The organism is Janthinobacterium lividum (assembly GCF_011601275.1).
Taxonomy (GTDB): domain Bacteria; phylum Pseudomonadota; class Gammaproteobacteria; order Burkholderiales; family Burkholderiaceae_D; genus Janthinobacterium; species Janthinobacterium lividum_E.
The window spans coordinates 342,570-364,246 of record NZ_JAAOLY010000002.1 but is presented as its reverse complement, the minus strand read 5'-3'; the positions used below and the strand labels follow the sequence as shown (position 1 = coordinate 364,246).

The 21,677-nt window shown below is 62.5% G+C and carries 23 protein-coding genes; 15 read left to right on the top strand and 8 right to left on the bottom strand.

Going from position 1 to position 21,677, the window contains the following annotated elements:
- Positions 1–33: 33 nt before the first annotated feature.
- A complete protein-coding gene (gene gcvA, locus GYK42_RS04430; RefSeq protein WP_166446485.1) occupies positions 34–945 on the bottom strand; it encodes a transcriptional regulator GcvA in 912 nt (303 codons plus the stop codon).
- A gap of 224 nt (positions 946–1,169) precedes the next feature.
- Here gcvA and GYK42_RS04425 point away from each other — a divergent pair, with 224 nt between their 5' ends.
- The 5 genes from GYK42_RS04425 (at position 1,170) to GYK42_RS04405 (ending at position 5,426) form a co-directional block, all read left to right on the top strand.
- Complete coding sequence (locus GYK42_RS04425; protein ID WP_166446484.1) at positions 1,170–1,943, top strand: SDR family NAD(P)-dependent oxidoreductase; 774 nt, start codon at positions 1,170–1,172, stop codon at positions 1,941–1,943.
- A 199-nt stretch (positions 1,944–2,142) separates the two neighbouring features.
- Positions 2,143–2,487, top strand: a complete 345-nt coding sequence (locus tag GYK42_RS04420) for a carboxymuconolactone decarboxylase family protein (RefSeq protein ID WP_070311714.1) — start codon at positions 2,143–2,145, stop codon at positions 2,485–2,487.
- Between the two features lie 79 nt (positions 2,488–2,566).
- A complete protein-coding gene (locus GYK42_RS04415; protein WP_166446483.1) occupies positions 2,567–3,277 on the top strand; it encodes a cupin domain-containing protein in 711 nt (236 codons plus the stop codon).
- Complete coding sequence (locus GYK42_RS04410) at positions 3,238–4,377, top strand: flavin monoamine oxidase family protein (protein WP_166446482.1); 1,140 nt, start codon at positions 3,238–3,240, stop codon at positions 4,375–4,377. The genes GYK42_RS04415 and GYK42_RS04410 overlap by 40 nt, the downstream gene beginning before the upstream one ends.
- Positions 4,378–4,397: 20 nt before the next feature.
- Positions 4,398–5,426: an alcohol dehydrogenase gene (locus GYK42_RS04405; protein WP_166446481.1), complete on the top strand. Its 1,029-nt coding sequence runs from the start codon at positions 4,398–4,400 to the stop codon at positions 5,424–5,426.
- An 18-nt stretch (positions 5,427–5,444) separates the two neighbouring features.
- Here the strand turns inward: GYK42_RS04405 and GYK42_RS04400 are convergent, their stop codons facing one another.
- Both GYK42_RS04400 and GYK42_RS04395 read right to left on the bottom strand, forming a co-directional pair.
- Positions 5,445–5,723 (bottom strand): YkgJ family cysteine cluster protein, encoded by a 279-nt coding sequence (locus GYK42_RS04400; protein ID WP_166446480.1) that lies wholly within the window; start codon positions 5,721–5,723, stop codon positions 5,445–5,447.
- A gap of 70 nt (positions 5,724–5,793) precedes the next feature.
- Positions 5,794–6,663, bottom strand: a complete 870-nt coding sequence (locus GYK42_RS04395; protein WP_166446479.1) for a head GIN domain-containing protein — start codon at positions 6,661–6,663, stop codon at positions 5,794–5,796.
- 327 nt (positions 6,664–6,990) lie between these two features.
- On the opposite strand from GYK42_RS04395, the gene GYK42_RS04390 reads away from it, so the two are divergent.
- From GYK42_RS04390 to GYK42_RS04375, 4 genes are all read left to right on the top strand, one after another.
- Entirely contained in the window at positions 6,991–7,641 is a 651-nt protein-coding gene (locus tag GYK42_RS04390; protein ID WP_046684435.1) for a TetR/AcrR family transcriptional regulator, read from the top strand.
- 169 nt (positions 7,642–7,810) lie between these two features.
- On the top strand, positions 7,811–8,461 hold the full coding sequence (locus GYK42_RS04385; RefSeq protein WP_046684434.1) for a protein-L-isoaspartate O-methyltransferase family protein: 651 nt from the start codon (positions 7,811–7,813) through the stop codon (positions 8,459–8,461).
- A gap of 13 nt (positions 8,462–8,474) precedes the next feature.
- Positions 8,475–8,798 (top strand): rhodanese-like domain-containing protein, encoded by a 324-nt coding sequence (locus tag GYK42_RS04380; RefSeq protein ID WP_034788759.1) that lies wholly within the window; start codon positions 8,475–8,477, stop codon positions 8,796–8,798.
- 141 nt (positions 8,799–8,939) lie between these two features.
- The gene (locus tag GYK42_RS04375; RefSeq protein WP_166446478.1) at positions 8,940–10,262 is read left to right on the top strand and encodes a TolC family outer membrane protein; all 1,323 of its coding nucleotides are present in this window, start codon (positions 8,940–8,942) and stop codon (positions 10,260–10,262) included.
- Between the two features lie 70 nt (positions 10,263–10,332).
- On the opposite strand, the gene GYK42_RS04370 is transcribed toward GYK42_RS04375, so the two are convergent.
- The gene (locus GYK42_RS04370; protein ID WP_205711268.1) at positions 10,333–10,800 is read right to left on the bottom strand and encodes a DMT family transporter; all 468 of its coding nucleotides are present in this window, start codon (positions 10,798–10,800) and stop codon (positions 10,333–10,335) included.
- 92 nt (positions 10,801–10,892) lie between these two features.
- Here GYK42_RS04370 and GYK42_RS04365 point away from each other — a divergent pair, with 92 nt between their 5' ends.
- Positions 10,893–11,798 carry a LysR substrate-binding domain-containing protein gene (locus GYK42_RS04365; protein WP_166446476.1) on the top strand — a complete coding sequence of 302 codons (906 nt, stop codon included), beginning with the start codon at positions 10,893–10,895 and terminating at the stop codon, positions 11,796–11,798.
- Positions 11,799–11,802: 4 nt separating this feature from the next.
- Here the strand turns inward: GYK42_RS04365 and gloA are convergent, their stop codons facing one another.
- The 4 genes from gloA to GYK42_RS04345 form a co-directional block, all read right to left on the bottom strand.
- Positions 11,803–12,210: a lactoylglutathione lyase gene (gloA, locus tag GYK42_RS04360; RefSeq protein WP_010401713.1), complete on the bottom strand. Its 408-nt coding sequence runs from the start codon at positions 12,208–12,210 to the stop codon at positions 11,803–11,805.
- A 114-nt stretch (positions 12,211–12,324) separates the two neighbouring features.
- A complete protein-coding gene (locus GYK42_RS04355; RefSeq protein WP_035828320.1) occupies positions 12,325–12,747 on the bottom strand; it encodes an OsmC family protein in 423 nt (140 codons plus the stop codon).
- A gap of 105 nt (positions 12,748–12,852) precedes the next feature.
- Entirely contained in the window at positions 12,853–14,163 is a 1,311-nt protein-coding gene (locus tag GYK42_RS04350) for a PQQ-dependent sugar dehydrogenase (protein ID WP_166446475.1), read from the bottom strand.
- A gap of 39 nt (positions 14,164–14,202) precedes the next feature.
- Positions 14,203–14,469: a hypothetical protein gene (locus GYK42_RS04345; RefSeq protein ID WP_166446474.1), complete on the bottom strand. Its 267-nt coding sequence runs from the start codon at positions 14,467–14,469 to the stop codon at positions 14,203–14,205.
- Positions 14,470–14,731: 262 nt separating this feature from the next.
- Between GYK42_RS04345 and GYK42_RS04340 the strand changes: the two genes are divergently transcribed.
- The 5 genes from GYK42_RS04340 (at position 14,732) to dnaK (ending at position 21,594) form a co-directional block, all read left to right on the top strand.
- Positions 14,732–15,703, top strand: coding sequence for an NAD kinase (locus GYK42_RS04340; RefSeq protein ID WP_225242741.1), 972 nt, complete (start codon positions 14,732–14,734; stop codon positions 15,701–15,703).
- A gap of 47 nt (positions 15,704–15,750) precedes the next feature.
- Positions 15,751–17,418, top strand: a complete 1,668-nt coding sequence (recN, locus tag GYK42_RS04335; protein WP_166446473.1) for a DNA repair protein RecN — start codon at positions 15,751–15,753, stop codon at positions 17,416–17,418.
- A 148-nt stretch (positions 17,419–17,566) separates the two neighbouring features.
- Positions 17,567–18,676 carry a ferrochelatase gene (gene hemH, locus GYK42_RS04330; protein WP_166446472.1) on the top strand — a complete coding sequence of 370 codons (1,110 nt, stop codon included), beginning with the start codon at positions 17,567–17,569 and terminating at the stop codon, positions 18,674–18,676.
- A gap of 346 nt (positions 18,677–19,022) precedes the next feature.
- Entirely contained in the window at positions 19,023–19,559 is a 537-nt protein-coding gene (gene grpE / locus GYK42_RS04325; protein ID WP_166446471.1) for a nucleotide exchange factor GrpE, read from the top strand.
- 91 nt (positions 19,560–19,650) lie between these two features.
- Positions 19,651–21,594 carry a molecular chaperone DnaK gene (dnaK, locus tag GYK42_RS04320; RefSeq protein WP_034745982.1) on the top strand — a complete coding sequence of 648 codons (1,944 nt, stop codon included), beginning with the start codon at positions 19,651–19,653 and terminating at the stop codon, positions 21,592–21,594.
- The last annotated feature ends 83 nt before the right edge of the window (positions 21,595–21,677 follow it).

Here is a 21,677-nt window from a genome sequence, read left to right as displayed (position 1 = left end):
CAAACAGCCTGACTGTCGTGACACTGCGCCTGTCTACTTTTTCGCCTCTTCGAGCAGCCAGTCGCGAAATGTCGCCAGCCGTGGCAGGCTTGCGGACTCCGGACGGTAGACTATGTAGTAGGCCAGCGGCGAGACAAAGCTTACCGTGCCGCACAGGCGCACCAGCCGTCCGGAAGCGATATCGTCATGTGCCATCACGCTGCGCGCCAGTGCCACGCCGTGGCCTTCGGCCGCCGCCTGCAGCACCGCTGCCGAGTTGTTGATCTTCATGCCGCGCGCGCTGGCGCTATCGCGTACGCCTGCCTTGTGCAGCCACGCTTCCCATGTTGGAAAATCGCCATGGCCATCCATCGACAGGTCGTGAATCAGCGTTTGCCGCGCCAAGTCGGCCGGCTGCCGCAATGGCGCATGCTGTTGCAGAAACGTAGGTGAACACACGGGATAGACTTCTTCATCCATCAATTTGTCGGCGCTCAGTCCCGGCCAGTTGCCGGTGCCGTAGCGCACGCCGATATCGATGCGTTGCGAGACAAAATCGACCGCCTTCAGATTGGTATCGAGCCGCACGTCGGTTTCCGGGCAGACCGTCTGAAAGCGATCGATCCGTGGCAATAGCCACTTGGCGGCGAAGGCGGGGCTGACGGTCACCGTCAGCACCCCGTTAAGCGAACCTTCCTTGAGTCTTTCCAGACCAAGCAGCAAGCGGTCGAAGCCGGCACGCAAATCCGGCAGGGCGCGCTCCGCAACGTCAGTCACTACGAGGCGCGTCTTGCCTGCCGTGTGCCGATGGAACAGCGGCGCGCCCAGCCAGTCTTCCAGGGTGCGCACCAGCTGGCCCACGGCGGCCGGGCTGACGTTGAGTTCAGCGGCGGCGGCCGAAAAGCTTTGGTGGCGGGCGCTGGCTTCGAATGCCCGCAAGGCGTTCAGATGGATCGGTGTCTTCATGATTTTCTTCCATGGTATCGCGTGATTGCGCGTCTCTGCGTGCCTATTCTAGTCACTCCGCGGCCGTGCCGCTAAAGATTTTCTTTCAATGACTGACATTTAATCTGGTTTGTTCCAGTGCGTAGGCAAGCGCAGAATGCATTGCATCGCGGCAGTACACAACTGCACGGAAGTTTTTCTTCAACAGCGCCTGCCTGGACGGCGGGTATAGGAAAGGAATGGAAATGAGCAAGCAATTCGAAGGCAAGAAACTGCTGGTCGTGGGTGGCACCAGCGGCATGGGTCTGGCGACGGCACGCGTGGTGCTGGAGCAAGGCGGCAGCGCCGTGATCGTCGGCCACCTCGCAGAGAAAACCGAAGAGGCGCGCAAGGCATTGTCGGCCCTCGGCACGGTGTGGGCCGTGACCGCCGACCTGTCGAGCGACGCGGGCCTGGCCGCGCTGCTCAAAACGCTGGACGAACAGCATCCGGACATCGATCTGCTGGTCAACGCGGCCGGCGTGTTCTTCCCCAAACCGTTCCTCGAGCACGGCGCCGCCGACTACGACCAGTACATGAATCTCAACAAGGCCTTGTTCTTCATCACGCAAAAGGTGGCCGCGCACCTGGTCGCCGGCGGACGCCCGGGAGCGATCGTCAACATCGGCTCGATGTGGGGCAAGCAGGCGATCGCCGCCACGCCATCGTCGGCGTATTCGATGGCCAAGGCCGGCCTGCACTCGCTGACCCAGCATCTGGCGATGGAACTGGCGTCAAAGCAGATCCGCGTCAACGCCGTCTCGCCAGCCGTCGTGCAGACGCCTATCTACGAAGGTTTTATTCCCAAGGCGGATGTCCATGAGGCGCTGCAGGGCTTCAACGGTTTCCACCCGATCGGCCGCGTGGGGACGCCGCAGGACGTGGCGGAAGTGGTGGCGTTTCTGCTGTCCGACAAGGCCGCCTGGGTCACCGGCGCGGTGTGGGACGTCGATGGTGGCGTGATGGCCGGCCGCAACTAAATACCTGGGGCAAGCCCGCCTTGCCCTGCTTTTTCGTCACTGTGCAAACAGGGCGCATCGCATGGCCTATCTGCAAATTGCCCCAAGATCGCTGACGCCAACCGCGCAGCCGCGGCGCCCGACGTGCGCATTTATACCGTGGCATAAGCGGGCACCCGCCCGCTGCTACCTACTATTCCCTTTTTATGGAGCAACAATCATGATGCAAGACTGGAATACCTACCGCGACTCCCTGCTCGAAAAAGTCGGCGATTACGCCGCACAGAGCCCCGACGTGATGCGCGGCGTAATGGCCATCGATGGCGCCGCCGCCAAGACCGGCCACCTGGCGCCGAAGATCCACGAGCTGATCGCGCTGGCGGTGGCCATCACCACGCGTTGCGACGGCTGCATCTCGGTGCACACCAGGAAAGCGGTGGAAGCCGGTGCGACCTTGGAAGAAATTTCCGAAGCGCTCGGCGTGGCGATCGCGCTCAATACCGGCGCGGCGCTGACGTATTCGGCGCGCGTGATGGAAGCCTACCAGCAACTGCCGAAGCAGTAAGCGCTGGCCGCCGCCACCACCGGTCAGGGCGCCATGCCTTGGCTGGCGGTGGCCGTTTTTTCAACTCTGGAAGTTTGCCATGCTGATCAATGCCGATTTTTCGCGCCCCGTCATCCTGGCGCCGCACCAGTACCGCTGGATTGCGTCGCCGCAGGGCGGCGTCGAGCGCATCATGCTCGATCGCATCGGCGCCGAGCAAGCGCGCGCAACGAGCATCGTGCGCTATGCGCCCGATTCCTTCTTCCCGCCGCATCGGCATCCGGGCGGCGAGGAAATCCTGGTCCTCGACGGCACGTTTTCCGAAGACGGCGTGGATTATCCCGCCGGCTGGTATTTGCGCAATCCGCCCGGCTCCAGCCACCGGCCGTCGAGCGGCGCGGGGGCGGTGATTTTCGTCAAGTTGCAGCAGATGCAGTCGCAGGAACAGCGCCATGTCCGCATCGACACCCGCGACCCCGCCAACTGGCGCGAAGAGCGGGGGCGGGCCGTCTGCCCGCTGTTCGACGATGCTGCCGAGCAGGTCAGCCTGCAGCGGCTGGCGCCGCATGAAGCCTTGCTGGCCGAGGCAGGCGGCGGCCTGGAACTGCTGGTGCTCGAGGGCGAGGTGCGCGCACGCCAGCATGCCTGCGCGCCGCGCAGCTGGATGCGCCTGCCTGCCGGCGCCTTGCCCGCCATCGTTGCCGGTGCGCAGGGAGCCACCGTCTACCTGAAAGTCCGGCATGTGGCGGACACGACTTTGAAAGGCTCAGCATGCAACACGCACGCATCATCATTATCGGCGCCGGCTTGAGCGGCCTGTACGCGGCCCACCTGCTGGAGCGGCTGGGCGTGGCCAATGTGGTCGTGCTCGAAGCGCGCGATTTCATCGGCGGGCGTATCGCCGGCATGCAGGCAGATGGCGGCAGCGACCGCTTCGACCTGGGCCCGGCCTGGTTCTGGCCCGAGCAGCAGCGTGAGCTGCATCGTCTGGTCAACGAGTTGGGACTGCAACGCTTCGCCCAGTACGACCAGGGCGACATGCTGTACCAGCGCGCGGCGGTGGAGGCGCCGGTGCGCATGCGCACGTACGCGAGCGCGCCGCCGTCGATGCGCCTGATTGGCGGCATGAATGCGCTGACCGATGCCTTGCACGGCACCTTGCGCAGCACGCGCATCGTCACCGGACAACAGGTGCTGCGCCTGCGCCATGCGGCCGATTACGTCGAAGTGGCGAGCGCGGATGCGGCGGGCGCCGTCACCGCGTGGCGCGCCGGACACGTGCTGTTGGCATTGCCGCCGCGTCTGGCTGCCGCCGGCATCGCGTACGAACCGGCCCTGCCTGCGGCGCTGGCGCGCGAGTGGGGCGCCAGCGCCACCTGGATGGCGCCCCATGCGAAGTACGTCGCCGTCTACGAGCGGCCGTTCTGGCGCGAACAGGGTTTGTCCGGCTCCGCGCGCAGCCAGAGTGGGCCGCTGGGCGAGATCCATGATGCCTCGATGCCGGGCGGCAGCGCGGCCCTGTTCGGTTTCCTGGCCGTGCCGGCACGCACGCGCCAGCGCCTGGACGACGGGGTCTTGCTGGCGCATTGCCGGGCCCAGCTGGTACGGCTGTTCGGCCCGCAAGCGGCCGCGCCGCGCACCGATGCCATCAAGGACTGGTCGCAGGACGTGCTGACCGCCACCGCCGCCGACCTCGACGCCGGCGGCGAGCATGGCCACGCCCCGGCAGCGGCGCCTGCGGCCGGTCCCTGGCAGGGCTGCCTGACGGCCATCGCCAGCGAATGGTCGCCGCGCTTTCCCGGCTATCTGGCCGGCGCGGTCGAGGCGGCCGCTCTGGGCGTGCAAGCCTGGCAAGGGGGGCAGCAGCGCGCCAGCGCGCCCACCGTGGCGCCCGGCAATTCTGTGACTTAACTCAACGAAGGAGAATGAAGATGAAAGCAACTTACCGCGCCATGCAAGTGAGCCGCCCCGGCGTGCTGGAACTGGTCGAGCGCACCACGCCACTGCCTGGCGTGGGCGAAGTCTTGATCGCCGTCGAAGCCTGCGGCATCTGTGGCGCCGACAGCGCCGACATCGACGGCGCCGACCCGGCGCTGCAGCCGCCGCGCGTGCCCGGTCACGAGGTGGTCGGGCGCATCGTCGCGCTGGGCGAACACACGCCGGGCATCTGGAAAATCGGCCAGCGCGTCGGCGTCGGCCGTTTGGGCGGCCACTGCAACGCCTGCCCGCCGTGCCGCCAAGGCCGTTTCCAGTTATGCCAGGACCAGCCGTTCGTGGGCGCCAGCCGCGACGGCGGCTATGCCGAGATGATGCTCGCGCGCGCCACCGGCCTGGTGTCCATTCCCGGGCAGCTCGATGCGGAAGAGGCGGCACCCATCCTGTGCGCGGGCCTCGCCACCTTCAATGCGCTCAAGAAGAGCGGGGCGCAGGCGGGCGATACGGTCGCCATCCTGGGAATCGGCGGCCTGGGGCATATGGCCTTGCAGTATGCGCGCCGCATGGGCTTCAAGGTGGTGGCGATCGGGCGCGGCAACGACATTGCGCAGGACGCCCTGGAGCTGGGCGCGCACGTGTATGTCGACAGCCTGGCCGAGGATGCGGCCGCCGTGCTGCAAGCGCATGGCGGGGCGCAGGCGGTCATCACCACCGTCTCCAGCGCGGCTGCCGTGACGGCGCTGATGGATGGCCTGGCGCCAGCCGGACGCTTGGTCGTGCTGGGCGCGGGCAAGGACCCGCTGCTCGTGTCTTCCGGTAAATTGGTGGTGGGCGAACGCGGCGTGCTCGGCTCGATCACCGGCACGCCGTATGACAATGAAAAGACGCTCAGTTTCAGCGTGCTGGCCGGCGTGCGTCCACGCATCGAAACCATGCCGCTGGAACGTGCGGCCGAAGCCTATCAGCGCATGAAGTCCGGGGACGTCAAGTTCCGCATGGTGCTGACCATGTTGCCGAAGGCCTAGGCGCGGGACGGCGGCGCCTCAAGTCTGCGGCGCCGTTGCCTGCTCCAGGTCGTCGAGCCAGCGGATGGCATGTTCGCGGCTGGCGCCGCACATGTCCTCGGAGGGCTGCAAGCCGCCGCAAAACGCGGGCCGCTCTGGCCGGCCGAAGATCTTGCAACGGTTGTCGTCAGCCAGCTGCACGCAGCGCACGCCCGCGGGTTTTCCATCCTGCATGCCAGGAATCGGGCTGGTGATGGAGGGGGCGGTGCAGCAGGCGCCGCACGATGGACGGCATGCCAGGGGGGCAGAGGGTGACATGGGATTTCAAACGGGCGGGTGAGGAGCCGACAGTATAGCAAGCCGGCTCCCGTACATCGCAGGTGCGCGGTCAGTGCACGACGCTGACGCGCTTGCCCGACAGGGTGCGGCGGGCCGGATCGCCATGCACGGTGATGCGGCCTGAACCGCTGGCGCGGGCATTGACTTCATTCTGGACGGTGACGTCGATGTCGCCCGAACCATTGCTCGCCAGATACGCGACGTCGCTGCGCAGGGCGGCCAGGTTGATGTCGCCCGAGCCGTTCACGTTGGCGTCGAGGCGCTGCACGGCGCCGCTGGCGCTGATGCTGCCCGAGCCGTTGACGGCCACGTTGATGCGTTCGCCGCGCACGCTGCCCAGCTGGATATTGCCCGAACCGTTCTGCACCGCGTCCGTGTTGCCGCTGGCTAGGGTCGCCGCGTTGATGCTGCCCGAGCCATTGTTGGCCACGTCGAGGCGTCCCACCGTGCCCGACAATTCGCTCTTCATCGAACCGCGCTGCTCCAGGCTGAAATCGTCGCCATTGAAACCGCTGGCCACCAGGCGGCCAGCGCCGGACACATTGACCTTCTTCAATTGCGGTGTCGTGTAGATGACGTGGATGCCGTTGCTGCTGCGAATGTTCGTGTCGCTCCAGATGCGCAGGGTATTGCCGCTCACTTCGCTATGGATACGCGGCTGCAGATTGCTGTCCGCTTCGATCACCAGCGATGTCGCCGGCCCCACGCGCACGTCAATCTTGATGTCGATGCGCTTCATGCTGTCGATGTCGAGCGTGTTGATGTTGCCGACCTGGCGCACGTCGCGGCTCACTTGTTCGTTGCCCTGGATGGCATTGCCGGCCGAATCAGCATGGCGCACTTCGCCATCGTTGGGGTTGATGACGATGGCGCAACCGCCGAGGGCAAGGGCGCAGCACAGGGCCAGCAAGGTACGCATGGTGTTTCCTTTATGATTGTTTTAGTTCGGGACAAGAAATAAGCCGGCTGCCGCGCCGCGGCTGCCGTGCTGTCGATGTCAAGATAGCAAAGCGCCTGTCTTTGCTGAACGCCAATGCGATGAACTGCGCAAAACGGGGGCTGAAACGCATTCTGGTTCACCCGGCGCCACAGGTCAGGCGCCAGAGCAGGTGTCGCCAACGCCGGCACGGAGCGTACAATACCCGTGTTCAGCATACGGGGCGGTGGTCCACGTCGCTCGCGCTTGACCTTGCCCGTAGACAGGGCTACTATTAATGACTCAAAAGTAAGTTACTTGGAAACATACATGCAAGCCCCGATTGATACCAAGCCCCGCTGGGAGCGGCGCAAGGATGCCCGCCCGCAGGAATTGCTCGCCGCCGCACTCGACCTGTTTGTCGAACGGGGCTTTGCATCGACGCGCCTGGAGGATGTGGCCAAGCGGGCTGGCGTGTCGAAAGGCACCTTGTACCTGTATTTCGAGAATAAACAGGAGCTGTTCAAGGCCGTGGTGCGCGACAATATCGTGCAATCGATCGGCGAGGCGGAAGACAGCATGGCCGCATCGGACAGCAGCAGTGCCGAGTTGTTGCGCAAAGTGATGATGCAGTGGTGGGAAGAATTCGGCGCCACCAAGCTGGCCGGTTTGACCAAGCTGATGCTGGCCGAAGCGAACAATTTCCCGGAACTGGCGCAGTTTTACAACGAAGAAGTCGTCACGCGCGGCAATGGGCTGATCGTCAGTCTGCTGGAACGGGGCATGCAGCGCGGCGAATTCCGCCAGGTCGATCCCGTGCTGGTCAGCACCATCCTCAGCGCGCCCGTCACCATGCTCATGATGTGGACGCATTCCTTCCTGCCGTGCGAAGTCAAGAATATCGATCCGATCGCCTACATGGATGCGTTTATCGACATGAGTTTGCGCAGCCTGCAGGCGGAGACGCCCGGGAAAAGCTGACCCGCCGTGCCCGCTACTACCGTTCAGTTGCCCCTTTTCCAAGGTTCGCCCCCCCAAATCTGCAGATCGTCGCAAATTTCCTCCATTCCCCGCCTTTATGGTTAACATGTGCTTTCAGCCAGTTCAACGATAAAATGGCGGATTATTACTTCACTTACCGAGTCCAAAGATGAATATCGAACAAGCCCGCTTCAATATGATCGAACAGCAGATCCGTCCGTGGGACGTACTGGATATCGACGTGCTGGAGCTGTTGAACGTGGTCAAGCGTGAAGATTTCGTGCCGGCTGCCTATAAAAACCTGGCCTTCGTCGATACCGAAATTCCACTGGGCGGCGGCGAATGCATGTTGACGCCGAAGCTGGAAGCGCGCATTTTGCAAGACGTAGCCGTCAAGAAGCATGAAAATGTGCTGGAAATCGGTACCGGCAGCGGCTACATGGCCGCGTTGCTGGCGCACAAGGCGCGCCATGTGACGAGCGTGGAAATCGTTCCCCAATTGAAAACCCTGGCTGAGCAGAACCTGGCCGCCAATGGCGTGACGAACGTCACCGTGGAACTGGGCGACGGCGCCCAAGGTTGGAGCAAGGGTGCACCGTACGACGTGATCGTTGTGTCCGGCGCCCTGGCCGTGTTGCCGGAAGCACTGTTGCAACAAGTAAAAGTCGGCGGCCGCATCCTGGCCATCATCGGCGAAGCGCCAATCATGTCGGCGCACCTGATCACGCGCAGCTCGGACAAGGCTTACGACACGCGCAAGCTGTTTGAAACCAATGTCACGCCGCTGCAAGCCGTGGCACCGTCGCATTTCCAGTTCTGAGGCGACCGATTCGATGGAGCATTTGAGTGCACCGCAGCTGGCCGCCTGGCTGGCTGACCCTTCCCGACCGCGTCCGTTCCTGCTGGACGTGCGGGAACAGTGGGAGTTCGACCTGTGCCACCTCGACGGTGCCACCCTGATGCAGATGAACTCGATTCCTGCCCGCATCGATGACCTCGATGAAGACGCCGAGATCGTCTGCATCTGCCATCACGGCATGCGCAGCATGCAAGTGGCGGCCTTCCTGGAGCGCAATGGTTTTGGCAAGATCAGTAATTTGACGGGCGGCGTGCATGCCTGGGCGCTGCAAGTCGACAGCGCAATGCCTAAATACTAAGTTATTTTGCAGTAGATGCACCCAGGCATGTTTTCCTGCATGCCTGAGGAGGCCTGTACCCCGCTCATCCGGCGGGCGCAAGGCAAGCGGTAGCAGATTTTTGATTCCATCAACTTTTGACGACTCCAACGGAGAAATGCAATGCGGAAACCCCTTATCGCCGTGCTGATGACCAGCGCCTTTGTCTCGATGACATGCTCGCTGCAAGCGCAGGCGGCCGATCTCATCCAGGTGTACCAGCAGGCGCTGGCCAATGACGCGCAGTATGCCAGCGCGCGCGCGGCCCTGTCGGCCGGGATGGAGCGGGTTCCGCAGGGGCTGGCAGGCTTGCTGCCGCAAGTGTCCGCGTCGGGCAGCAATACGCGCAACAGTATCGAGCCGATCACCAGCACGATTTCCATGCCGACGGTCAAGGTGCACACGAACACTTACAACCTGACTCTGGCGCAGCCGCTGTTCCGCTGGGATCGCTGGGAAACCTATCAGCAAAGCAAGCTGGCGCAGGCGATTGCGGAAGCGCAATTTGCACAGGTGCAGCAAGACCTGATCACGCGCGTGGCGCAGGCGTATTTCGACGTGCTGAGTGCGCAGGATAACCTGGGTGCCACGCAGGCGCAAAAAGTGGCGACGACGGAACAGCTGGCATCGGCCAAGCGCAATTTCGAAGTCGGCACGCAAACGATTACCGATACGCACGAAGCGCAAGCGGCGTACGACTTGGTGGTGGCGCAGGAATTTGCCGCCATCAATGACCTGGCCAACAAGCGCAGCGCCCTGCAAACCATCATTGGCGAGGCACCAACGTCGCTGGCGCCGATGCGCACGGGCGTGGTCATCAGCGCGCCGGAACCGGCCGCCGTCGAACCATGGGTGAGCTCGGCGGAAGAGCAGAACTTCGGCGTCGTCACGGCCCAGTTCAACGTGGAATCGGCCAAGCGCGACATCGGCCGCAACCGGGCCGGCCACTATCCGACCCTGGACCTGATCGCCAACGCGGGCCATACCTACACGACGGGCGGCGGCAGCGGCAGCTCCAACAACAACGCCATCGGCGTGCAGTGGAGCATCCCGATCTTCAGCGGCTTTGCCGTCACCAGCAAGGTGCGCGAATCGATCGCGCTGGAAAACAAGGCCCGCAACGACCTGGAATCGGCACGCCGCGCGGCATCGCAAGGCGCGCGCCAGGCTTTCCTGGGCGTCAACAGCGGCCTGGCGCAAGTCAAGGCGCTGGAAGCGGCGGAAGTGTCGAGCAAATCGGCACTGGAGTCGAACCAGCTCGGCTATCAAGTGGGCGTGCGCATCAATATCGACGTCTTGAATGCGCAGAAACAATTGTTCTCGACGCAAAAAGACCTGTCGAAAGCCCGCTACGACACCATCATGAACGGCTTGCGCCTGAAGGCGGCCGCCGGTACTTTGAAGGAAACGGACTTGATGCCTGTGAACGCCTTGCTCGACAAGTAATATTTGTCTCGGGATTCAAATGAAAACCAGCATCGGCGACGGCGCTGGTTTTTTTTCGTCCTGAACTGTTTCACACGGCGCGGCTGTTGGCGAATTGGGTCAGCACGACACCGGCCACCACCAGCCCCGCACCGGCCCAGTGCAGCGGAGAAATATGCTTGACGGCAAAACCTAGCAAGCCGTAGCGGTCGATGGCCAGCGCGGCCAGCATCTGTCCGCCGATGACGGCCGCCATGAAGGGGCCGGAACCCATGCGCGGCGCCAGCATCAGCGCGGCCGTAATATAAAACACGCCGGCCGCGCCACCAAGCCCGGACCAGCCCGGTCCCCGCATGGCGAGGCTGACATCGGGCGCCGGTACCCGCCAGACCAGCATCACCAGCGACGCGAGCACGGCGCTGACGGCCAGCGAGGCGAGGGTGGCCCACAGCGGGTGGCCCAAGTTGCGGCCCAGCGCGGCATTCGCGCCGGCCTGGAACGGGACGACGGCGCCGGCCAGCATGGCCAGCGGGGCAAATACGGTAATCCATCCATGCATGTGCGACTCCATTACGTTGAGTTGATGGAGTCATCGTATTATGCTGTTATCATTAAATCAAATTCGTAGTTTGTCATTAAAATATGCACCAAATGAATAATCTGCGGGCCGTCGATTTGAACTTGCTGGTGATCCTGGAAGCGCTGCTCAGCGAGCGCCACTTGTCGCGCGCGGCCGAGCGCTTGCACATGAGCCAGCCTGCCGTCAGCCATGCGCTGGCCCGCCTGCGCCATCTGCTCGGCGACCCGCTGCTGCTGCGTGGCAAGGGCGGCTTTCAGCCGACGGCGCGCGCTTTGGAGCTGGCGCGGCCGCTGGCCGAAGCCCTGCAAAGTGTGCGTTCCGTGCTCGGCGGCGCCGTCTTCGAGGCGGCCACGGCGCAGCGCGTGTTTCGCCTGGCCATGTCGGATTACGGCGCGGCGCTGATCTTGCCGCGTTTGTTGCGCCGTTTGTGCGTAGAAGCGCTCGGCATCGACCTTGCCATCAGCTATGCGAGCCGATCAGCTGTGATCGCTGGCGTGCAGGATGGCGAGATCGACCTGGCGCTGGGCGTGTTCCCGCAACTGCCCGAGCAGTTACATCGAGAAACCCTGTTCGAGGAAACCTTCGTGTGCGCGCTCGATCCGGCCAGCTTGGCGGACGGCGCAACATGGAATCTGGACACTTATCTGGCGCGCCCGCACGTGCTGGTGGCGTCTAGCGAGGGCGGCATGGCGGCCGAAGTCGACGCGGCCCTGGCCCAGCTGGGACAGACACGCCGCATCGCCGTGCGTGTGCCGTACTGGACGGTTGCACCGGAGGTCGTGAGGGGGACGGACTTGATCCTGACGGTGGCGCAGCGTGCCTTGCAGGGAAGTGCTGCGCAGGGGCTGGCGCTGTACGCTGCGCCATTTGCCATCGCGCCGTTTGCGTTTGAAACGATACGCCACCGCCGCACGGACGGCGATGCGGGCATCGCCTGGCTGCGCGCGGCCATTGCACAGGCCGCCGAGCCAGACTGAGCCACTACAAGCCGCCGCCCTGGCCGTCGAACTTGCGTTCGATCAATTCGATCTTGTAGCCGTCCGGGTCGGTGATGAAGGCGATGACGGTATTGCCGCCTTTCACGGGACCCGGTTCGCGCGTGACGTTGCCGCCATTCGCGCGTGCCGCGTCGCAAGCGGCGACGATATCGTCGGCCGAGATGGCGATGTGGCCATACGCCGTGCCCAGCTCGTAACTGGTGGTGCCATAGTTATACGTCAGTTCCAGTTCCGCGTGGTCGGGATTCGATCCGTAGCCGACGAAGGCCAGCGTGTACTGGTATTCCGGATTGTCGCTGGTGCGCAGCAATTTCATGCCCAGGACCTTGGTGTAAAAATCGATGGAGCGCTGCAGGTCGCCGACCCGTAACATGGTGTGCAAAATACGCATCGTAAATCCTTGATGATGATAGGGGAATGGCAGGATTTTATGCGTTTTACGGCTTTCGTGCCGAGACCGCCCCTGCCGGCCGGTGATGGAACAGCAGCGGACGGCAGGCCGGCATTACTCCAGATGGGCGTCCAGGGTGATTTCCGTGGCCAGCAACTTCGATACGGGGCAACCGAGCTTGGCGCGCAGGGCCGCGTCCTGGAACGCTTCGTCGGTGGCGCCGGGAATGGTCGCCACCAGGGTCAGGTGCACGGCCGTGATGGCATAGCTGCCATCGATTTTTTCCAGGCTGACGTCGGCCGTGGTTTTCAGGGCCGTGGCGCGCAGGCCTGCCTCGCCCAACTGGCCGGACAGGGCCATGGTGAAGCAGGCCGCATGGGCGGCGCCGATCAGTTCTTCCGGATTGCTGCCGGGACCGTCTTCGAAGCGTGTGTTGAAGCCGTATGCCACATTGTCGAGCGCGCCGCTCTGGGTGGAAATAAACCCTTTGCCATCTTTAAGGCCGCCACTCCAGACGGCTGATCCTGTTTTTTTCATGATGTACTCCTTGCGTGGTTCGAACGTCCATCATGCGCGAGCCTCCTTTGCCCTTCCGTTCGTTGCGCCACACAGGGGGCGCATGCGCGGCGCGGGTGTGGCCGCTCACGGCGCCGGCGTCACGCGCCAGATGACATTGCCTACGTCGTCCGCCACCAGCAGCGCGCCCGCCTTGTCGACGGCCACGCCGACGGGGCGTCCCTGCGCCTTGCCATTGCTGTCGAGGAAGCCGCTGACGACGTCCTGTGGCAGCCCGCTGGGCACGCCATTGGCGAAGGGCACGTAAATGACTTTATAGCCGCTGTAGGGCTTGCGGTTCCAGGAGCCGTGTTGGCCGACGAAGGCGCCGCCCCGGTAGCGTTCGGGCAGCAATGTGCCGTCATAAAACGCCAGGCCCAGCGAGGCCGTGTGCGCACCCAGCGCGTAGTCGGGCGCGATGGCGGTGGCCACCAGCTCGGGGCGCGGCGGCTTGACCCGCGCATCGACGTGCTGGCCGAAGTAACTGTAGGGCCAGCCATAGAAGGCGCCGTCCTTGACGGAGGTCATGTAGTCGGGCACCAGGTCGTTGCCCAGCTCGTCGCGCTCATTGACGGCCGTCCAGAGTGCCCCGCTGTGGGGTTGCCAGGCCAGACCGACAGGGTTGCGCAAACCCGTCGCATACACGCGTGCCTTGCCCGTGGCGCGCGTGAACTGCCAGATGGCGGCGCGGCCATCTTCAGCCGACAGGCCATTCTCTCCCACGTTGCTGTTCGAGCCGACGGTAACATATAAAAACTTGCCGTCGGTGCTGGCGATGACGTTCTTGGTCCAGTGGTGATTGATGGGCCCGCCCGGCAAATCCATCACCTTGACACCGGGCGCCGTGATGGCCGTCTGGCCTTCCTTGTAGGGAAAACGCAGCAGCGCATCGGCATTGGCGACATACAGCTCGTTGCCGACCAGGGCCATGCCAAATGGCGAATTCAGGCCTTGCAGGAACACGCTGCGCGTTTGCGCCATGCCGTTGCTATCGATGCCGCGCAGCAGGGTGATGCGGTTGGCGCTGGGTGTGGCGGCGCCCGCTTTTTTCATCTGCATCTGCATGATGGCGCCCTTGATGCCCTTGTTATCGTCGGGCTTCGGCGGCGCATTTGTTTCCGCCACCAGCACGTCGCCATTCGGCAGCACGTATAGCCAGCGCGGATGGTCGAGGTCGCGCGCATACGAACGGATGGCCAGGCCGGCCGCGACCACGGGGCGCTGCGTGGTCGACCAGCGCTGTACCGGGGCCACGTTGACGGTGGGAATCAGTTGCTTGTCCGGCGCGGGCAGGGCGGGTTGCGGGCCGAAGCCCACGGGCATGGCGGGCGCCTGGGCGTGGGCGATGGGTGCGCCGCAGGCCGCGGCCAGCAGGAATGAACAGACGTAACGGTGCATGGCGTACTCCGGAAAAATAGCGGTGCCTGACAGTTCGATTCAGCGCGCTTTCTTTGGTTCCAGCTGTGGGTCGGGACGCGCTTGCTGCGGCGTGGCGGGCTTGACCTTTTCCACGCCGGGCTGGGCGCGGCGGTCCGTATCGACCAGGCCCTGCTCCAGGTCGCTGGCCGCCTGTTCCATGATTTTGCGCGGGCGCACGTTTTGCGCATCGGGCGATTCATCGCGCTCGTGCGGCAGACGGTCGACGCCGTCATTCTTGACCTTTTCATCGGTATTGATCTTGCGTTCGCTATGCTGGGTAACCATATGGCCTCCTGACAGTAAAAGTGACGTGAAACCAGTGTCCTGCCGCGGCAAGCCCTCTGCAAGCGGATTTGTCCATGCAGGGAGCGCTGGCGCACGCATGGACGATTCTTTTTCTGCGCTACACTGCGTGCAACACCAAGAACGCCCCTTGCGGGCACACGGCAGCCGCACTATACTGTGCATATATACAGTATCATGCGATGCCGGCGTGCGACGCGACAGCCAGGGGCGGCTTGCCACCGAATTCACTACCGAGACTCTTATGCCCGTCGATACACACGCCGAACAGCGCGCCGAACAGCCAGCCGCGACCTTGCCAGCCCCGGGCGAGCGCTTCAACCTGGGCGCCAAGACCATCGCCCTCGTCGTGCGCCAGAATACGGATGGCATTGCCGAACCCGTGAAAAGCATCGTCGATTTCCTGCAAGTGCTGGGCCACACGGTGGTCTTCGAGGCGGAGACGGCCGCGCACCTGAACCTGGCGTTTCCCGGCGTGCGCGCCATGTCGCCGGCCGAGATCGGCGCCGCCGCCGATTGCGCCATCGTCATGGGCGGCGATGGCACCATGCTGGGTATTGCACGCCAGCTGGCGCCATTCGACGTACCCTTGATCGGTATCAACCAAGGACGATTGGGTTTCATGACCGATATCCCGCTCGAGCGCATGCTGCCCGTGCTGGCGCAAATTCTCGGCGGCCGTTTCAAGGCCGAACGCCGCACCTTGCTTGAAGGCAGCGTGCTGCGCGACGGCGAGTCGATTCACGTAGGCATGGCCGTCAACGATGTCGTCGTCTCGCGCGGCGCCGGCGCCGGCATGGCCGAATTGCGCGTCGAGGTCGATGGCCACTTCATGTACAACCAGCGTTCGGATGGCTTGATCATTTCCACGCCGACGGGCTCAACCGCGTACTCGCTGTCGGCCGGCGGCCCCCTGTTGCACCCGACCCTGGGCGGCATCGTGCTCGTGCCGATCGCCCCGCATGCGCTGTCGAACCGCCCCATTGTCTTGCCCGATTCCAGCCAGATCGTCGTGGAAATCGTGCGCGGGCGCGATATCAGCGTCAATTTTGACATGCAGACCTTTGCCAGCCTGGTGCAGCAAGACCGCATCCTCATCCGCCGTTCGCCGCACACGATTACCTTCCTGCATCCGGAAGGGTGGAGTTACTACAACACCCTGCGTGAAAAATTGCACTGGAATGAGTACCCGTCGGGCGAGGGCAAGCTCAGCTAAATTTTTCTCCACCTCAACCCGCGGTGCGCCGCCCAACCACAGAAGCCATGCTCCATACACTGTCCATTCGCGATTTTGTCATTGTCGATACCATTGAACTGGAATTTTCCGCCGGCTTCAGCGTGCTGACGGGCGAGACGGGCGCCGGCAAGTCCATCCTCATCGATGCGCTGACCCTGGCGCTGGGCGGGCGCGGCGACGCCAGCGTCGTGCGCGAAGGCGCGGCCAAGGCTGACATCACGGCCGACTTTTCCGTCAGCGAGGTGGCGCAAGCGTGGCTGGTGGCGCATGAATTCGCCAACGACGATGGCGGCGCTCTGCTGCGCCGCGTGATCGACAATGCGGGCCGCTCGAAGGCGTATATCAACGGCATCCCCGCCACGGCCGCGCAGTTGCGCGAACTCGGTGACATGCTGGTCGACATCCACGGCCAGCATGCACACCAGTCCTTGCTGAAAAGCGAAGCGCAGCGCGCCTTGCTCGACGGCCAGGCGACGGCGCGCGAAGCGGGCGCGGAACAGGATGCGCGGCAAGTGGCGGCCCTGCACAAGCGCTGGCGCGCCCTCGTGCGCCAGCGCGAAGAATTCGAAACCAACGCCGCCAACGTGCTGTACGAACGTGAGCGCCTGGAATGGCAAGTGGGTGAACTGGAAAAACTGGCTGCCAAGCCCGGCGAGTGGACGGAGATCACGAACGAGCACAGTCGCTTGTCGCACGCGGCCAGCCTGCTTGAAGGGGCGCAGGAAGCCTTGTCCCTCATTTCCGAGTCGGAAGACCATCCGATCGTGTCGCAACTGTCGGCCCTGAACCAGAAGCTGGGCAAACTTGTCTCCGTCGATGCGGAATTGCAGCCGATCGTCGACCTGATCGAATCGTCGCGCATCCAGCTGCAGGAATCCGTGTACGCGCTGAACAATTACCTGGACCGGGTGGAACTGGACCCGGAGCGCCTGCACCAGCTCGACGCGCGCATGGAAGCCATGCACGGCACGGCCCGCAAGTTCCGCGTCACGCCGGAAGAGTTGCCCGAGGAACACGCGAAGCTGTCGGAAAAGCTGCAGCACCTGGCCGACGCTTCCGACATCGAAGGCTTGCTGCGCCAGGAAGCGAAGATCGAGGCTGAGTACCGCGCCGTGGCCGAGCGCCTGTCCGCCACGCGCCGCGCCGCCGCCCTGGAACTGGGGCAAGCCGTCACGCGCGCCATGCAGGAACTGAGCATGACGGGCGGCAGCTTTGAAATCGCCCTGCACCCGTGCGAGCCGGCTGCCCACGGCCTTGAACAAGTAGAGTTTCTCGTCGCCGGCCACGCGGGCACGGCCCCACGCTCCCTGGCGAAAGTCGCGTCCGGCGGCGAACTGGCGCGCATCGCGCTGGCCATTTCCGTCATCACCTCGCACGCCACCACCACGCCGACCCTGATCTTCGACGAGGTCGACAGCGGCATCGGCGGTGCCGTCGCCGAAGTCGTCGGGCGTCTGCTGAAACGCCTGGGGCAGGGACGGCAAGTGCTGTGCGTGACCCACTTGCCGCAAGTAGCCAGCCAGGCCAATCAGCATTTTCAGGTGGCAAAAAGCACCCTGGACAATGGCAAGACGGCCTCGCGCATCGACATGCTCGACGCCAAGGCCAGGGTGGAAGAAGTGGCGCGCATGCTGGGCGGCCTGGAAATCACGGCCACCACGCGCAAGCATGCGCGTGAACTGCTCGCGATTTGATTCATGGCTGGGGCAGGCCGTAAATCCGGGGTCAGACCCCCGGTTGCGTTGGCATCGAGCTTGGCGTTAGCGGCATTGAGGGTCTGACCCCAGCAGTTAATACAACTATAATAACTGGCTATCCTATCCAACGATTTCGAAGAGTCTCATGTCATTTCAAACAGAACCGCCGTACACGCATGGCAGCATCGACCGCAGCGCCGTGGTGCTGGTCAACCTGGGCACGCCCGATGCACCGACGTCGTCAGCCGTGCGGCGTTACCTGAAGCAATTTTTGTCGGACCCGCGCGTGGTGGAAATTCCCCGCATCGTCTGGTGGTTCATCCTGAACCTGATCATCTTGCCATTCCGCTCCGGCCAGTCGGCTAAGAAATACGCGTCGATCTGGACGCGCGAAGGTTCGCCCCTGAAAGTGCATACGCAAAAGCAGGCCAAGTTGCTGGCCGGCGCCCTGGCCGAGCGGGGCCATGACGGCGTGACGGTGGCGATGGCCATGCGCTACGGTTCGCCTTCCTTGCCGGAAGTACTGGCCCAGCTGAAAAGCGAAGGCTGCGAGCGCATCGCCATCCTGCCGGCCTATCCCCAATACTCGGGCACGACGACCGGTTCCATCTACGACGCCGTGTTTGCCCATTACGCCACCGTGCGCAATGTACCGGAATTGCGTTTTATCAAGCAATATCACGAGCACGACACGTATATCGACGCCTTGCGCGATTCCGTGCTGAACCACTGGGAAGCGCATGGCCGTCCGGAAAAACTGGTGATGAGTTTTCATGGCGTACCCAAGCGTACCTTGCTGCTGGGCGACCCCTACCATTGCCAATGCCTGAAAACCGCGCGCCTGCTGGCGGAAAAGTTAAAATTAACTAAAGAGCAATATGTGGTGACCTTCCAGTCTCGTTTTGGCAAGGCCGAATGGCTGCAGCCGTACACGGCGCCCACCTTGGTGGCGCTGGCCCAGCAAGGTGTCAAGCGGGTCGACTTGCTGTGCCCGGGTTTTACCAGCGATTGCCTGGAAACTCTGGAAGAGATCGCCATGGAAGCGAAGCATGATTTCGAGGCGGCCGGCGGCCAGCAGTTTCATTACATCGCTTGCCTGAACGAAACGCCAGCCTGGATCGCGGGCATGGCGGAAATTGCGGAACAGCACATGATTGGCTGGCCGACGATGAAGACGGCGGCGCAGCGCGAAGTGGACAAGAAAGCGGGCGAGCAGGCGCGCACGGCGGCGCTGGCGCTGGGCGCGACGAACTGATATTCCTGCATTTTTTGCCATCGTAAAGCCGCGCTTGCGCGGCTTTGTCATGTCTGGCGCGGCCAAGTAACTTTCCAAATAGCAACACCGCCAGTGGCGATGGCCGTGGCGGGGCTGGTAGAATGCCCGCTTTGCCGCGGGAAGCCTGGAAAATCAAGGGTGGGCGCGCACGGATGAATGCCCGAAATGGGAAGCGCTTTGTAATAGGCTGTAACATGGACCGATGTAATGCTGGTTTTGCCACGCATACCCCTTGAAACAATAGGATATAGCCCCATCTGCCCGTTAGTGTTGTAAAGATAGTTAGACTAACTCATTTAAGTCATTGATTGTAGGAGCTTTTCAGATGCAAGATCAGGAAAACCAAGCTGTACCTAATCCGCAAGCGGACGCCACGGCGACTGCCCCATCGACTCCCGCAGAGCCTACTTTGGAAGAGCAGCTGGCGAGTACCGAAGCGCGTCTTGCAGAGATGCACGATGCCTTCATGCGCGCCAAGGCCGATGGTGAAAATATCCGCCGCCGCGCACAGGAAGATGTTGCTAAAGCACACAAATTCGCAGTCGAGAGCTTTGCCGAAGCCATGGTGCCCGTCAAAGACAGCCTGGAAACGGCGCTGACGGTGGAAGCACCGACCATCGAATCGTTGAAAGAAGGCGTCGAGATGACCTTGAAGCAATTGAATGCTGCGTTCGAGCGCAACCGCCTGGTGGAAGTGTTGCCAGTGCAGGGTGAAAAGCTCGATCCGATGAAACACCAGGCCGTTGCCGTGGTGCCAGCGGACCAGGAAGCCAATACCATCGTGTCAGTCCTGCAAAAGGGCTATATGATTGCGGACCGCCTGCTGCGTCCAGCCATTGTAACGACCGCGCAAGCAAAATAATCAGAGGGCGGCATCAAGCAAGCCTTGAAACCATGCCGCTTTGCCACATATAAGAACCATCTGAAATCTAGCAAATAAAAGGAAATAAATCATGGGTAGAATTATCGGTATCGATCTGGGAACCACGAATTCCTGCGTTTCCATCATGGAAAACGGTCAACCAAAGGTAATCGAAAACGCTGAAGGCGCACGCACGACGCCGTCGATTATTGCTTATCAAGAAGATGGCGAAATTCTCGTCGGCGCGCCAGCGAAACGCCAGGCCGTGACCAATCCGAAAAACACGCTGTACGCAGTCAAGCGTCTGATCGGTCGCAAGTTCGACGAAAAAGAAGTCCAAAAAGACATCGCGCTGATGCCGTACCAGATCATGAAAGCCGACAACGGCGATGCATGGATCGGCGTACGCGACAAAAAACTGGCGCCGCCGCAAATTTCGGCTGAAGTGCTGCGCAAGATGAAGAAAACGGCAGAAGACTACCTCGGTGAAGAAGTCACCGAAGCCGTCATCACCGTGCCTGCGTACTTCAACGACTCGCAGCGTCAAGCCACCAAGGATGCCGGCCGTATCGCTGGCCTGGACGTCAAGCGCATCATCAACGAGCCAACCGCGGCAGCGCTGGCGTTCGGCCTGGACAAGACCGAAAAAGGCGACCGTAAAATCGCCGTGTACGACTTGGGTGGCGGTACGTTCGACGTGTCGATCATCGAAATCGCGGATGTTGATGGCGAGAAACAATTTGAAGTGCTGTCGACCAACGGGGACACCTTCCTGGGCGGCGAAGACTTCGACCAGCGCGTCATCGATTACATCATCGACGAGTTCAAGAAGATCAACGGCATCGACCTGAAAAAAGATCCGATCGCCCTGCAGCGCATCAAGGCTTCGGCCGAGCGCGCGAAGATTGAATTGTCGTCGTCGCAGCAAACCGAAATCAACGAGCCGTACATCGCCATGGCGAACGGCGCACCGGTCCACTTGAACCTGAAGATGACCCGCGCCAAGCTGGAATCGCTGGTGGAAGAGCTGATCACGGCCACGATGGAACCATGCCGCATCGCTATCAAAGATGCTGGCGTGAAAGTGTCGGACATCGATGACATCATCCTGGTCGGCGGTATGACGCGTATGCCGAAGGTGCAGGAAAAAGTGAAGGAATTCTTTGGCAAGGATCCACGCAAGGACGTGAACCCGGACGAAGCCGTCGCCGTGGGCGCAGCGATTCAAGGTTCGGTCCTGTCGGGCGAACGCAAGGACTTGTTGTTGTTGGACGTTACTCCTCTGTCCCTGGGTATTGAAACCCTGGGCGGCGTGATGACCAAGATGATCCACAAAAACACGACGATTCCGACCAAGTTCAGCCAAGTGTTCTCGACGGCCGACGACAACCAGCCTGCGGTGACCATCAAGGTCTTCCAGGGTGAGCGCGAAATCGCCGCCGGCAACAAGGGTCTGGGCGAATTCAATCTGGAAGGCATCCCGCCAGCATCGCGTGGCACGCCACAGATCGAAGTGACCTTTGACATCGACGCCAACGGCATCTTGCATGTCGGCGCGAAAGACAAGGCCACCGGCAAGGAAAACAAGATCACGATCAAGGCCAATTCCGGCTTGACCGAGGCTGAAATCCAGAAGATGGTCAAGGATGCCGAGCTGAACGCGGAAGAAGACAAGAAGGTCAAAGAATTGGCCGAGTCGCGCAACCAGGCCGATGCTCTGGTACACTCGACCCGGAAATCCTTGACCGAATACGGCGACAAGCTGGATGCGGGCGAGAAAGAGAAGATCGAAGCGGCCATCACCGACCTGGAAGCAAGCATCAAGGCGGGCGACAAGGCTGAGATCGACGCCAAGGTGGAAGCACTGTCGAGCGCATCGCAGAAACTGGGCGAAAAAATGTATGCCGACATGCAAGCACAGCAAGCTGCCGGCGGCGCGGAAGGTGCACAGCAAGCTGCTGGCGCATCGGATGCAGGCGCCAAGCAAGACGACGTTGTTGACGCTGACTTCAAAGAAGTCAAAGACAGCAAGTAATTGTCTTGCGCTCCCATGAACTGGGGGCAGCCGGGCTGAACGCTACATCGCGGGATTAGCCGCGAAGACCGGCCGAGCCGAGT